This is a genomic window from Salinigranum sp. (assembly GCF_041641895.1).
Lineage (GTDB): Archaea > Halobacteriota > Halobacteria > Halobacteriales > Haloferacaceae > Salinigranum.
In genome coordinates this window covers 1-12,689 of sequence record NZ_JBEPXO010000014.1, presented here as the reverse complement: position 1 = coordinate 12,689, position 12,689 = coordinate 1, and the positions used below count along the sequence as shown (strand labels likewise).

Below are 12,689 nucleotides of genomic sequence, written 5' to 3'. Positions count from 1 at the left end.
GGAGAGACGAGCGCCGGCGTCAAAGCCTCGGCGACGCGCCACAACGCCTTTCACCGCGACACCAGTCTCCCACCACGTGTCAACCAGCCTCTTCGACGCGACTGGCCCCGAACGCGTCCGCCACCTGTTCGAGGCGCACCTCGACGCCGGCCTCCACCACGGAGCACAGCTGGCGGTGTACGACGGGACCACCCCCGTGCTCGACGTCGCCGGCGGCGTCACCGGCTCCGAGGGGGTGGAGACGACGCCCGAGCAGCGTCACCTGCTCTTCTCGTGTACGAAGCCCTACGCGGGCGTCTGTCTCCACCACCTCCGCGACCAGGGGGCGCTGGACTACGACGACCCCGTCGTCGCGCACTGGCCGACGTTCGACCGCGGCGACGACCGGAAGGCCGACGTGACGGTTCGACACGTGCTCTCCCACCAGGCCGGCCTCCCGACGACGGGGTTCGAGGAACGGCCCGGGGAGTGGGGCGACTGGGACACCGCCGTGACGGCGATGGAGGACGCCGGTCTCGTCTTCGAACCGGGCGAGACGGCGGCGTACCACTCCCTCTCGTACGGATTCCTCGTCGGCGAACTCGTCCGGCGGGTCTCCGGGACGCCGGTCGACGAGTACGCCCGCGAACACGTCTTCGAACCGCTGGGGATGGACGACACGAGCATCGGCCTCCCCGACGGCGTCCCGGGAGACGCGGTGGCGACTCTCGTCGGCTTCGAACCGTACGACTCCTGCCGGGAGTCGGGGGCGGGCCTCGAGACGAGCACGAAGGACGCCGCGGCGCTGTTCGACAGGGAGTCCATCCAGCGGGCGGTCGTCCCGGCTGCGACGGGCATCGGCACCGCCCGGGACATGGCCCGCTTCTACGCCTGTCTCGCGAACGGGGGCGAACTCGACGGCGTGCGACTCCTCTCCGAGGAGACGGTGGCCGCGGCGACGACTTGTCAAGTCGAAGTCGAACGCGACGGGACGATGGGCGTCCCGAGTCGGTACGCACTCGGGTTCGGCTGCGGGGGGACGGCGTGGGACAAGTACGGATCGCTCTCTCCGCCCGAAACGTTCGGCCACGGCGGCTTGGGGAGCATCGTCGGCTGGGCCGACCCCGGCGGTGTGGCGATGGCGTACGTCACCAACGGAATCCGCCACGAGTACGAACACGGCGCGCGGGTGAACGCGGTGGCCGACGCCGTCCGAACGGTGTTCGGGTGAGTCCGCCGTCGGGAAGTCTACGAGACCAGCCCGGACAGACGACGTATCGCTCCCTCCAGTTGACAGTCGAGAGATAGATACATTTGACATTACTCCCTGATACGTTCAGGGAGCGATGGGCGTCCGCCGGTACCGATACGAATACGGGTGAGTCTGAGAACGGCGGGCCGACCACGCCCCTCGAAAACACATGACACGAGACAGAGAACCAGACCGGGTTCGGACGCGACTCTGCCGACGGACCTTCTTGAAGACGAGTGCGGTGACGGGCGTCGTCCTCGGCGGCGGCGCAGCGGTGTCGGGGACGGCCGCCGCGGAGACGACGGTTTCCGGCGGCGGAGCCGCGCTCCAGAACGCGGTCGACGCAGCGAGTGCCGGGCAGACACTGGTAGTGACGGACTCGGCGACGTACGATCCGGTCGTCGTCGACGTCGGTGTGGCCATCGAGACGACTGCGGACCCGACCATCGTCGGGGCGGGCGGGACCGGCGCAGCGGTGTCTCTCGACGCCGACGGCGTGACGTTCGAGGGGTTCACCGTGACGAATGCGGGAGGACTCCTCGGCATCAAAGTCGAGCGTGACAGGGACGAGGTAACGATCACGGACAACGTCGTCGAAAACGTCGGCCCAACGGGGAGACTCGGCGTCACGGGCATCGTCGTCGGTCAGGGTGACCACGACGGCATCGACGTCTCGAACAACACGATACGGAACCTCGACCAGGAGACGACCGACGACTCCGGCTTCCCGACAGCCAATGGCGTCCTCTTCGATGCCGATAACAGCGACCCGGGGACGCTCTCGAACTCGGGAGTCAACAACAACGTCATCCAGAGCATCGAGAGCGACGTCGCTCCGCTGGGAATCGTCGTCCAGCACGACACCGACGGGGTGAGCATCAACAACAACGAGATCAGAGACCTCGTCGCCGACGACGCCACGGATTCGGACCAGTCCGACGGCGTCGACTTCGAATTCACCTTCGCACAGGGGATCAACATCGCGTCGACATCGACGGTCGACACCGACGTCAACCACAACGTCGTCGAAGACATCACCAGCGCCGAGACGATTCTGCCCGAGGCCGTCAAAATCGACGGTGACGGGAGCGGCGTCACGTTCCGTGCGAACCAGTTCCTCGTCGCAGTCGGTCTGAACAACCAGAACGGCGCGTCGGACGCGCCAGTCGTCGACGCGAAGAACAACTACTGGAGGAGCAGGGACGGGCCCGAGGAGGCACCCGAGAACGTCGCGGCGGACGACGACGACCAGTCCGACGTGGTCGGGAACGTCACGTACGAACCGTTCCTCCGAAACCCACCAGGACGGGGAAGAGGTAGCTGACCGCACGGCAGGGTGCCGAGGCCGAGCGCGCCGACTCAGTCGTCGTCGCTCGGCGCTTTCGCCGTCTTCTTCTCGCTCGGCACGCGTTCGGACCACGGCCCCTCCGCGCCGACGGCGGGCAGGAGGTCACGAAAGCGCGACGCCCAGTCGAGATACCCCAGCACGTACCCACCGGCGTAGACGACGGCGGTGAACCCGACGCCGAGAACGCGCGCGGGGTAGCGCCCCGTCGTCGGGGCGGCGTCGAGGACACCGAGCGTAATCGTGACGGGGAGTCCGAGCGCGAGCGTCAGCGCCACGCTCCAGAAGAACCACGCGCCCAGCGGACCGACGGGACGGCCCGTCCACCAGAACCACGTCGCGACTGGAGCGGCGAGCAGGGCGACCAGCAGGAGGTCCGAGACCCCTGCGACCGAGACGGAGGCCGCGTCGGCGACCACGCTCACCGGGACGAAGAGGAGGAGGACCCAGCCGACGAGCGCGAGCAACAGGTCGAGGGACGAACGGGAGGGCACGGCTGTCGTGGGGGCCGCCACGGGCAAAACTCCGAGGGGGAGTCAGTCGTCGGCCGGCGTCGCGCCCCGGGTCGGCCCCCGACCACCCAGGTCGGTGGTCGCCGCCTGCCAGACCATGATGAGCATGGCGACGATGAGACAGAGACCCCACAGGAAGATGGCCGGGAGCAGTATCGTGACGCCGAGGCCGACACCGACCCACACGCTCACCGGGAGGAGCCACTGTCCGACGACGAACAGCCCCGTCACCGCGGAGCGGAGCCGACCGGTCAGAGCGAACGCATCGACGGCGAACCCCATCACGATGGCGAGGATGGAGAGGACGCCGAGGTGGGCGTGTCCACCGACCAGCCAGCTCGGAGCCCCACCACCGCCCGCGACGAGCGAGTGCTGGTACATCCCGACGAGCATCATGACCGTCAGGCCGAGGAAGCCCGAGGTCTTGAGCGTTCGAGTCATATGTCAACAATTGTCATACTTGGACATAGAACTATCCGTACATACCACTCGAATATCTGCGCAGACGGCTGAGAGACCGGCAGCGCCTTCAGTCGTCGTCACTCGGCGCCTTCGCCGTCTTCTTCTCGCTCGGCACGCGTTCGGACCGCGGCCCTTCCTCGTCGACGTCGGGCAGGAGGTCCCGGAGGTACCGTCCGGTGTGAGACGCCTCGACGCGTGCCACCTCCTCGGGGGTGCCCTGGGCGACGATTTCGCCGCCGTTCTCGCCGCCCTCCGGCCCCAGGTCGACGATGCGGTCGGCGTTCTTCACCAGGTCGAGTTCGTGTTCGATGACGACCACGGTGTTGCCGTTGTCGACGAGACGGTGGAGTACGTCGATGAGTTTCCGCTCGTCCTCCTTGTGGAGGCCCGTGGTGGGTTCGTCGAGGAGGTAGAGGGTGTTGCCCGAGTCCTTCTTCCCGAGTTCTTCGGCGAGTTTCACGCGCTGGGCTTCCCCACCCGAGAGCGTCGTGGAGGGCTGTCCCAGACGCATGTAGCCGAGGCCGACGTCCTTCAGGAGCTTCAGCCGCCGCCGAATCTGGGAGTTGGCTTCGAAGAACTCGTACGCCTCGTCGACTTCCATCCCCAGGACGTCCGCGATGGTCCTGTCCTTGTACGTCACGTCCAGCGTCTCGTCGTTGTACCGGTCGCCGTCGCACTCCTCGCAGGGGACGTAGACGTCCGACAGGAAGTTCATCTCGATTTTGACGGTGCCCTGCCCGCCGCAGGCCTCACACCGGCCGCCCTTGACGTTGAACGAGAAGCGGCCCTTCTTGTAGCCGCGCTGTTTCGCCAGTTTGGTCTCGGCGAACAGCTCGCGGACGTAGTCGAACACGCCGGTGTAGGTGGCGGGGTTCGACCGCGGCGTCCGGCCGATGGGCGACTGGTCGATGAGCCGCACCGTCTCGACGTCGTCGATACCCTCGATGGCGTCGTGTTCGCCGGGGTCGACGGAGGTGTTGTCGTTCATCCGCCGGGCCAGCCCCTTGTAGAGGATGTCGTGAATCAGGGTCGACTTGCCCGACCCCGACACGCCGGTGACGGCCGTGAAGGTCCCGAGGGGGAGAGCCACGTCGAGGTCCTTGAGGTTGTGCTGGCGGGCCCCGCGGACGGTGAGGGTGCCCGACTGCTCGCGGCGTTCCTCGGGGACCGGGATGGCCTTCCGCCCCGCGAGGTAGTCGGCGGTGACCGAGTCCTCCGCGGCACACACCTCGTCGAAGTCGCCCTGGGCGACCACCTCGCCGCCGCGCTTGCCCGGTCCAGGCCCCATGTCGATGATGTTGTCCGCGCGGCGCATCGTCTCCTCGTCGTGTTCGACGACGATGAGCGTGTTTCCGAGGTCACGGAGGCCCTCGAGCGTGTTGAGCAGGCGGTCGTTGTCGCGCTGGTGGAGGCCGATGGAGGGTTCGTCCAGCACGTACAGCACTCCGACGAGTCCCGACCCGACCTGCGTCGCGAGGCGGATGCGCTGGCTCTCCCCGCCCGAGAGGGTCGAGGCCTCACGGTCGAGCGTCAGGTACTCCAGTCCGACCTCGCACATGAAGCCGAGGCGGGCGCGAATCTCTTTCAGAATCTCCTCGGCGATGGTCCGCTCGCGCTCGCCCATCTCGGCTTCCATCCCCTCGAAGTGGTCGAGCGCGTCGCCGATGCTCATCCGGTTGACCTCGGTGATGGCGGTGCCCTGCACGAGCACCGACCGCGACTGCGGCTTCAGGCGCGTGCCGTCACAGGCGGGGCAGGTGGTGACCGCCATGTACTTCTCGATGTGGTCGCGCGTCGACTCCGAGTCGGTCTCGACGTGCCGGCGTTCGAGGTTGGGGATGACGCCCTCGAACCGCTTCGTCTTCCGTCGGGTGCCGTTCTTCGTCTGCCGCTCGAACACCACCTCGTCGTCGGTGCCGTAGAGGAACGCGCCCTGTACGGCCTCGTGGAGCTCTTCGAACGGCGTGTCGACCGAGACGTCGAAGTGACGGGCGACGGAGTCCAGTCGCGTCCGGTAGTACGACCGGTTGTAGCTCCACGGCTCGAAGACGTGTTTGATGGGCTTCGAGGGGTCCTGCACGACGAGGTCCTCGTCGACCTCCTTCGTGTTGCCGATGCCCTCACACGCGGGACAGGCGCCGTGCGGGGAGTTGAACGAGAACGAACGCGTCTCGATCTCCGAGAAGTCGATGCCGCAGTGGGTGCAGGCGAGCGACTCGGAGAACTCCACCACCAGGCGCGAGTCGCCCTCGCCGGCGAGGTCACCCGTCGACCGGCTCTCGACCCCGAGGTGGACGCCCTCGGGCGGGTCGGGGAGAATGACCTTCAGCACGCCGTCGGCCTCTTCGAGAGCCGTCTCGACCGAGTCGGTGATGCGCGAGCGGGCCTCGTTCGACACCTTCACGCGGTCGACCACCACGTCGACGGTGTGGTCGTAGTTCTCGTCGAGGTCGGGTTTCTCGTAAGCGAGGTCGTACTCCTCGCCGTCGACCTCCACTCGCGAGTAGCCCTCGGCAACGAGTTCGTCGAAGAGGTCTTTGAACGCCCCCTTCTGGTCCCGCACGACGGGCGCACAGAGTTTGGCGCGCGTCCCGTCCGGGAGCGAGAGGACGCGCGACACCATGTTCGACGCCGACTGCTCGCCCACCTCGCGGCCGCACTCGGGGCAGTGGGGCGTGCCGACCCGGGCGTACAGCAGGCGGAGGTAGTCGTGTAACTCTGTCACCGTCCCGACGGTGGAGCGGGGGTTGTTCGCCGCGTTCTTCTGGTCGATGGAGATGGCGGGCGAGAGGCCCTCGACGGACTCGACCTGCGGTTTGTCCATCTGGCCGAGGAAGTTGCGAGCGTACGCCGACAGCGACTCGATGTAGCGTCGCTGTCCCTCCGCGTAGATGGTCTCGAACGCGAGCGACGACTTCCCCGACCCCGACAGTCCCGTGACGACCGTGAACTGTTCGCGGGGAATCTGGACGTCGAGGTCCTTCAGGTTGTGTTCCTCTGCACCTCGAACCTCGATGAAGTCCTTGCTCATCTGAGTCGGGGTAAGGAATCAGCGGGGGAATACCCATCGGTTGCGTATCCGAGCCGGACGCTCCACCGGGTTCGACGCGGCCAGCGCCGTCCAGAGACGCCCGGGTCTCGGACGACCGCCGAACCCACGTCAGCGCCGTCGTGCGCGCGAGGTGCCCCACAGACGGGCGACCAGGAGAGACACGGGCAGTGCGACGACGACGGGTACGAATCCGAGGCCGGGGAACCGGGTGCTCGTCGTCTCGGTGGTCACCGGTTCGGCAGTCGACGGCCGGTCGGTCGTCGGATCCGCGGCCATCCCACCGGTCGTGGACCGCTCGCTCCCCGTCCGCTCCGCCTCGTCGGCCGTGAGTCGCGACGGTGAGAGCGGCGTGTCGAGTCGGCGACGCGGGTGCTCAGGGGTCGACTGTCGGCGAGAGAAGCGGCCTCAGTTCGAGTCAGCGGGACCGTCAGGCGAGTTTTCGGCGGGAGATACCGCAGCCCTGCGGGACGATGATGATCTGGTCGTCGCCCTTCTGGACGATGTCCCCGTCGACTTCGCGGGCGACCTGCTGGAGGTCGTCGATGATGTGCTCCATCGTGCTGTCGTTGATGCGGAGACGGGTGACGTCGGCGATGACGATGTCGCCGTCGTAGACGGCGTCCTTGATGGCGATGACGTCCTGCTGGCCGCCGATTTCGGCGATGTGAACCTGCGTTCGCGCCTCGCCGCCGCGGGCGGTGTCGAAGTCGTCCAGGTCGAGCGTGACGTAGTCGTCCGTACTGTGACTCTGCCCCCCACTCAGGAGCTTATTCATGATTCCCATGCACTGTACAGCGGTGTGAGGGGGCTTAGTTTTACGTCAGACACTCGCATGACGGGGAGACGTCGGGGACGAGACGAGTCACGCCCCGGGGTCGGGGTCGCGCCGCAGCAACACCGGGACCGGCGACGTGCGGAGCACCTTCGTGGCGACGCCACCCAGCACCGACCGGCTGAAGTCCGTCTCGCCGTGGACGCCGAGTGCGAGGAGGTCGACCGCGTGGTCGTCGAGGGCGTCGAGAATCTCCCGGTGCGGGTGGCCGTGCGCGACGTGGGTGACGGTGTCGACTCCCCGTTCCGTGGCCCGGGCGGCGGCGGCGTCGAGGACGGCGGTCGCTCTGGCGTCGAGTTCCTCGCTCGCGACGGCGGAGCGCACGTCGAACCCCAGGCTCGTCGTCTCGACGACGGAGAGCAACCGCAGGGTCGCCCCCGTCTCGCAGGCGACGTCGAGGGCCGCGTCGAGTGCTCGCCCCGCGGCGTCGCTGCCGTCGGTCGCCGCCAGTATCTCACGCGGGGGATACCGGTGCGTGCGGTCCGCTGCGGGGTTGACGACGACGACGGGGACGTCGAGGGCGCCGACGACCCGTTCCGTGACGCTCCCGAGCAACAGGCGGGAGAGCCCACGCCGGCCGTGGGTCGGCATCACCGCGAGGTCGGCGTGCTCGTGGGCGTAGTCGACAATGGTGAGCGTGGGGTCGCCCTGCAGGACGGCCGAGACGGCGTCGATGCCTCGGGCGCGGGCGTGGTCGACTGCCTCGGCGACGAGGTCCTCCCCCTCGCTCTCGAGGACGTCGACGACCCGGCCCTCGACCGTGGTGAGGCTGTCCTGGTTGGTGTCCGCCACGTTGAGGACGTGCAGCGTCGCGTCGTGTTCGGCCGCGATGTCGAGGGCGTACCCGAGTGCCTCGCGAGCGGGGTCGCTCCCGTCGGTGGGGAAGAGGAGACGGTCGTACATACGTGAGACGTCACCGCGCGAAGACATATACCGGGGGGTCGAGCCTCGGGGTGTGGGACCGGTCGTCTCCGGCGGGCCACTCGGGCGACTACCGACCGGGACGGGGCGTCAGATGCTCAGGTCGTACAGGTCGTCGCCGACGTGGTGGACGCTCTCGACGACCTTGCCCGAGTCGCCGAGCATCTCCGCACCCGGGACGAGAGCGCGGCCGATGGCGAGGACCTTCCCGTGAGTCTCCTCTCTGATCGCCACCAGGTCGCCCTCGTCGATGTCCTCGTCGGCGCCGACGATGCCGGGACGCATCACGTCCGCGCCGCCCGAGACGAACGAGACGGCACCCGAGTCGACGGTCACGACGTGTGCCGTCGGCGGGTGGTCGTTCGCCCCCGTGACGGTGAGGAACGGGTCGTCGTCGACGAACATCACGGCGGGGGAGCCGTCGACGAGGACGACGTCGAACTTCGTCTCCGAGAGGTCGACCTTCTCGAACGCGTCGCCGGCGAGGTCGACCCCCGCCCGTGTCGCGATGGTCTCGCGCAAGTCGCGTATCTCGTCGCTCCGCAGGTGGTGTCGAGACTTGACCTTCATGTCTGCAGATGGGCCGTCCCACCCGATAAAACGACCGATGCGACTCGTTCCGCGACGCGTCGGTCGGCCATGGTGCCGACGCGTCTGTGGGGGAGGATGGCACGCGACCGAACGGTCACGCGGGGACCGCCCGTTGCCCCCGGCGCGGAGCGTGCGAGGCCGCGTGTGCGACTCGCGTCAGACGTCGCTGACAAACGCTAAGTAACCCCCGGCCATGTGGAGGAATATGTGGCGTTCTCGGTCGAACCGGGACCGAAAAACCGTCGTCTGCATCGCCTGCGGCGAGTCGGTGCTCCGTGCCGACGCCCGCGAGTACGACAAGGAGGGGAACCGCTGGGACAGACACGACAAGGAGTTCGAGTACCTCTGCAAGGCGTGCTACCGCACGCTCTGCCACCAGCCGCGGAACGAACTCGAGTCGCTCCTCCTCAGCATCGAACAGGACGGGCTGAGCCAGGAGGAGTTCCTCTCGCGGTACGTCGGCGCCGTCGAGGAGCGGTACGGGTCGGCCGAGGAACGCGAACGGTAGCCACTCCCGACCCCCCGGTTCGCCCCCACCCCCTCCCCGTCTCTCCGCTCCCGCTCGTTTCATCGAACCGAGACGGCGTCTCGGCCGTCCGTATCCGCTCAGCCCCGGTCCCGCGTGACGAACCAGTCGACGGCGGGCACCGTGTGGTCGGTGACGAACAGGGAGACGACCCCCGAGAGCACTGGCCCGACACGACTAACTACCTCTCGCTTTTATCCCAGGGCATGTCGAACGACGAGCAGGCGTACGCCGGGACCGCCGAAGGCCAGGGCCCGGTCGAGATCGACGCCGAGGTCGCCCGCCATCTCAAAAACAAGCGGGAAGAGCTGTTCGAGGAGTTCGAGCTACGAGACAAGTTCCCCCGCGCGGTCCTCCGGGAAGCCGAAGCGCGGACCGAGGACGTCCAAGAGGAGATCCGCGCGGCGGTCGACGAACGCCAGGACTTCCGCGACCTGACGACGTGGACGACGGACCCCGCTGACGCCCAGGACTTCGACGACGCTATCTCCATCGAGAAGGGCGACGAGGAGTACACGCTGTGGGTCCATATCGCCGACGTCTCTCACTACGTCCACCCCGGCTCGGAGATGTGGGCCGAGGCCGTCAAGCGAGGCAACACGGTCTATCTACCCGCCTACACGGTCCACATGCTCCCGCCCACCCTCGCGGAGACAGTCTGCTCGCTCGTCCCGAACGAGGACCGACTGGCACACACGGTCGAGATGCACATCGACCGCGAGACGCTCTCGTTCGAGTCCGTCGACATCTACAAGTCCGTCATCAACTCGAACGAGCGACTCACCTACACGCAGTGTGAGAACCGTCTCGACGACGCCGAGGCCCCGCTCCACGAGGAGAACGTCCTCGCGTACGAACTCGCGGACAAGATGCACGAACAGCGGAAAGAGGACGGGTCGCTCGTCCTGAACCCGAGTCGTGACCGCGCGCACACCATCATCGAGGAGTGTATGCTGAAGGCGAACAAGGCCGTCACGCACGAACTCATGTGGGGCCGCGGCGTCGAGGCGATGTACCGCGTCCACCCACAGCCCACCCCGGACCAGTGGGACAAGGCGCTGACCGAGATCATGGAACTCGACGGGGTCTCCATCCCCGGTGCGTCGTTCGACGACCCGCGGAAGGCCGTCAACGCGGCGCTGGAGGAGGCACCGGGCCGGTCGCTCAACAAGATTCAGCGCGCCGTCCTCCGCGTGATGCCCCGTGCGAAGTACATGAACGACCCGTTCGGCGGACACCACGCGTTGAACTTCGACATCTACGGCCACTTCACCTCGCCCATCCGCCGCCTCTCGGACCTCATCAACCACTGGATTGTCCACGAGAACGACGTCCCCGAGGACCTCGTCGAACTGTGCGACCGCGCCTCCGACAGACAGAAGGACGCCGAGACGGCCGAGCGACTCTACAAGCAGTTCATGGAAGAAATCGGCCTCGACCCCTACGCCGTGAACAACCGCGGCGTCGTCACCGTCGACGACGAGGGGAACGTCGTCGACGAGGACGGTCTCCCGCCCGAAGAAGAGAGCGTGGGGAGCTAGGCGCTGAGTGCGGGAAGCGAAACGCTAGAAGGTCAGCGTCGACGACGACGCCATCGACAGCGTGACGGTCCCCGCCGCCAGCAGGACGAAGACGAGGCGGTCGCGGAGTGTGAGCGTGTCCATACTCGTCCGGTGTGCCACCGCCTACTTGAATCTGCGCCGCCAGCTATCAGATTCGATATCAGATGTCCGACCGCGCGTCCTCGACGAATTCGAGGATGGCCTCCGTGCTCTGAAAGCCGTCGGCGAGGCGGCCGACCTCTTCGCCGTCCTCGAGGAGCACGAGGGTCGGAACGCTCTGCACGCCGAAGCGCTCGACGAGCGAGAGGTCGGTCTGTGGGTTACAGGTGGCGACCACGACGTCGGAGGCGCGGGCGACGTTCCCCAGGACCGGTTCGATGGACTGGCATATCGCACACCCGTTCGTGTAGAACTCGACGAGGACGAGGGGGTGTTCGGCGGCGAGCGCGTCGAGTTCCGCGCTCGTCTCGACGGGGACGGGGCGGTTCAGCGTCTGCATACCCGTCGATGGTCGCCCCGGGAACAAAAACGGCGCGTTCGGGCGCGTCACGGTGTGTCGCGGGAACGGATCACGTGACGTCGTCGTAGAAGTCGTCGGCGTCGACGTACCGCTCGTCGGCGACGTCGCGGAGGTCCTCGAGGAGCGCCTCCAGGTCGTCGTCGTCCGCGTCGCCGGCGGCGTCGGCCGCGTCGTCGAAGAGGTCGTACGCCTCGTCGAACAGTTCGCGTGCCTCGTCGGCCCGGTCGGCGGCGTCGTCGTCGTCGTCGTCCTCCTCGTCCTCGTGCGCCTCCTCGAACTCGTCGAGGCCCTGGAGCATGCGGTCCAGTCCCGACGAAGCGTCGTCGAGGATGGCGCGGATGACCTCGAACCGCTCCACCGTGTCGTCGTAGGTGTCGTCGTCGAACGGGGCGGCGACGGCCACTGGGTCGTCGTCGACGTCGTTCTTGATGGTGGAGACGCGACTGCTCCCACGGTCGAAGACGGTGTCGAAGCGGTTCTCGGCGTCGGAGACGGCGTCGATTTCGTCGTCGGCGTCCGCGTCCGCGTCGAAGGCGGCGTAGGTCGCGTCGAGGCGGTCGGTGCTCTCGACGAAGTACGAGTGCGCGAGTGCGGCGTGAGTGAGGAACGTCTCGGCGACCCGGAGGTCGGCGACTGTCTCGCGCTGGTCGTCCGTCACGGCAGCCGATTCGGCGGCGGCGAGTTCGGACTGGACCGTGTCGAGCGACAGGAGGACGGTCCGGACGTCGAACGCACCAGTCGTGAACGGGACGTCGGCCAGTGCGCCGTCGTCGGAGCCGGTGTACGTCTCCACGGTGTCGGCGAACGCGGACTGGACGCGTTCGATGGCCTCGTCGCCCGCGTCGACGTTCTCTTCGGACGGGGTCGGTTCGGGCGTCTCGGTCGGTTCCGGGGTCGCTGTCGGTTCGGGCGTGTCGGTCGACTCCGGCGTGCGGGTCACCTGCGAGAGGTCACCCTCGGTCCGGACGCCCGACGCGGTTTCGGGGCGCTTCGCACCCAGGCACCCGGCAGCGAGGAGGGCACCGAGCGAGGCGAGTACCTGTCGGCGTTGCATACCACCACCCACAACCTATCAGTTGTTAAGTGTGTCGGAGAGAATTATGCGACTGGCGCCCCTCAGAGAGCGTCTGACGAG

General features: G+C 67.5%; 12 protein-coding genes. 4 read left to right on the top strand and 8 right to left on the bottom strand.

Annotation, left to right across the window (positions count from 1 at the left end):
* Positions 1-76: 76 nt before the first annotated feature.
* Both ACESK5_RS04675 and ACESK5_RS04670 read left to right on the top strand, forming a co-directional pair.
* Positions 77-1,210, top strand: coding sequence for a serine hydrolase domain-containing protein (locus tag ACESK5_RS04675; protein WP_372910386.1), 1,134 nt, complete (start codon positions 77-79; stop codon positions 1,208-1,210).
* Between the two features lie 247 nt (positions 1,211-1,457).
* On the top strand, positions 1,458-2,555 hold the full coding sequence (locus tag ACESK5_RS04670) for a right-handed parallel beta-helix repeat-containing protein (RefSeq protein ID WP_372910385.1): 1,098 nt from the start codon (positions 1,458-1,460) through the stop codon (positions 2,553-2,555).
* Between the two features lie 35 nt (positions 2,556-2,590).
* On the opposite strand, the gene ACESK5_RS04665 is transcribed toward ACESK5_RS04670, so the two are convergent.
* From ACESK5_RS04665 to ACESK5_RS04640, 6 genes are all read right to left on the bottom strand, one after another.
* Positions 2,591-3,070, bottom strand: a complete 480-nt coding sequence (locus ACESK5_RS04665) for a hypothetical protein (protein WP_372910384.1) — start codon at positions 3,068-3,070, stop codon at positions 2,591-2,593.
* Between the two features lie 42 nt (positions 3,071-3,112).
* On the bottom strand, positions 3,113-3,529 hold the full coding sequence (locus ACESK5_RS04660; RefSeq protein ID WP_372910383.1) for a hypothetical protein: 417 nt from the start codon (positions 3,527-3,529) through the stop codon (positions 3,113-3,115).
* 88 nt (positions 3,530-3,617) lie between these two features.
* Complete coding sequence (gene uvrA / locus ACESK5_RS04655; protein ID WP_372910382.1) at positions 3,618-6,581, bottom strand: excinuclease ABC subunit UvrA; 2,964 nt, start codon at positions 6,579-6,581, stop codon at positions 3,618-3,620.
* A gap of 448 nt (positions 6,582-7,029) precedes the next feature.
* The gene (sepF, locus tag ACESK5_RS04650) at positions 7,030-7,386 is read right to left on the bottom strand and encodes a cell division protein SepF (RefSeq protein ID WP_372910381.1); all 357 of its coding nucleotides are present in this window, start codon (positions 7,384-7,386) and stop codon (positions 7,030-7,032) included.
* Positions 7,387-7,464: 78 nt separating this feature from the next.
* A complete protein-coding gene (locus tag ACESK5_RS04645; protein WP_372910380.1) occupies positions 7,465-8,337 on the bottom strand; it encodes a universal stress protein in 873 nt (290 codons plus the stop codon).
* 108 nt (positions 8,338-8,445) lie between these two features.
* Positions 8,446-8,925, bottom strand: coding sequence for an RNA-binding protein (locus tag ACESK5_RS04640; RefSeq protein WP_372910379.1), 480 nt, complete (start codon positions 8,923-8,925; stop codon positions 8,446-8,448).
* Positions 8,926-9,151: 226 nt separating this feature from the next.
* On the opposite strand from ACESK5_RS04640, the gene ACESK5_RS04635 reads away from it, so the two are divergent.
* Both ACESK5_RS04635 and ACESK5_RS04630 read left to right on the top strand, forming a co-directional pair.
* Complete coding sequence (locus ACESK5_RS04635; RefSeq protein ID WP_372910378.1) at positions 9,152-9,454, top strand: hypothetical protein; 303 nt, start codon at positions 9,152-9,154, stop codon at positions 9,452-9,454.
* Between the two features lie 224 nt (positions 9,455-9,678).
* Positions 9,679-11,013, top strand: coding sequence for a ribonuclease catalytic domain-containing protein (locus tag ACESK5_RS04630; RefSeq protein WP_372910377.1), 1,335 nt, complete (start codon positions 9,679-9,681; stop codon positions 11,011-11,013).
* Positions 11,014-11,194: 181 nt separating this feature from the next.
* Here ACESK5_RS04630 and ACESK5_RS04625 read toward each other — a convergent pair whose 3' ends face one another.
* Together ACESK5_RS04625 and ACESK5_RS04620 are read right to left on the bottom strand one after the other, a co-directional pair.
* Positions 11,195-11,533, bottom strand: coding sequence for a thioredoxin family protein (locus ACESK5_RS04625; RefSeq protein ID WP_372910376.1), 339 nt, complete (start codon positions 11,531-11,533; stop codon positions 11,195-11,197).
* A 70-nt stretch (positions 11,534-11,603) separates the two neighbouring features.
* A complete protein-coding gene (locus tag ACESK5_RS04620; protein ID WP_372910375.1) occupies positions 11,604-12,608 on the bottom strand; it encodes a hypothetical protein in 1,005 nt (334 codons plus the stop codon).
* Positions 12,609-12,689: the final 81 nt, after the last annotated feature.

What these genes read in the sequence shown, in the direction of transcription:
- ACESK5_RS04660 (WP_372910383.1), bottom strand. Translation starts at nt 3,529, where the DNA reads ATGACTCGAACGCTCAAGACCTCGGGCTTCCTCGGCCTGACGGTCATG.
- uvrA (WP_372910382.1), bottom strand. Translation starts at nt 6,581, where the DNA reads ATGAGCAAGGACTTCATCGAGGTTCGAGGTGCAGAGGAACACAACCTG.
- sepF (WP_372910381.1), bottom strand. Translation starts at nt 7,386, where the DNA reads ATGGGAATCATGAATAAGCTCCTGAGTGGGGGGCAGAGTCACAGTACG.
- ACESK5_RS04645 (WP_372910380.1), bottom strand. Translation starts at nt 8,337, where the DNA reads ATGTACGACCGTCTCCTCTTCCCCACCGACGGGAGCGACCCCGCTCGC.
- ACESK5_RS04640 (WP_372910379.1), bottom strand. Translation starts at nt 8,925, where the DNA reads ATGAAGGTCAAGTCTCGACACCACCTGCGGAGCGACGAGATACGCGAC.
- ACESK5_RS04635 (WP_372910378.1), top strand. Translation starts at nt 9,152, where the DNA reads ATGTGGCGTTCTCGGTCGAACCGGGACCGAAAAACCGTCGTCTGCATC.
- ACESK5_RS04630 (WP_372910377.1), top strand. Translation starts at nt 9,679, where the DNA reads ATGTCGAACGACGAGCAGGCGTACGCCGGGACCGCCGAAGGCCAGGGC.
- ACESK5_RS04625 (WP_372910376.1), bottom strand. Translation starts at nt 11,533, where the DNA reads ATGCAGACGCTGAACCGCCCCGTCCCCGTCGAGACGAGCGCGGAACTC.
- ACESK5_RS04620 (WP_372910375.1), bottom strand. Translation starts at nt 12,608, where the DNA reads ATGCAACGCCGACAGGTACTCGCCTCGCTCGGTGCCCTCCTCGCTGCC.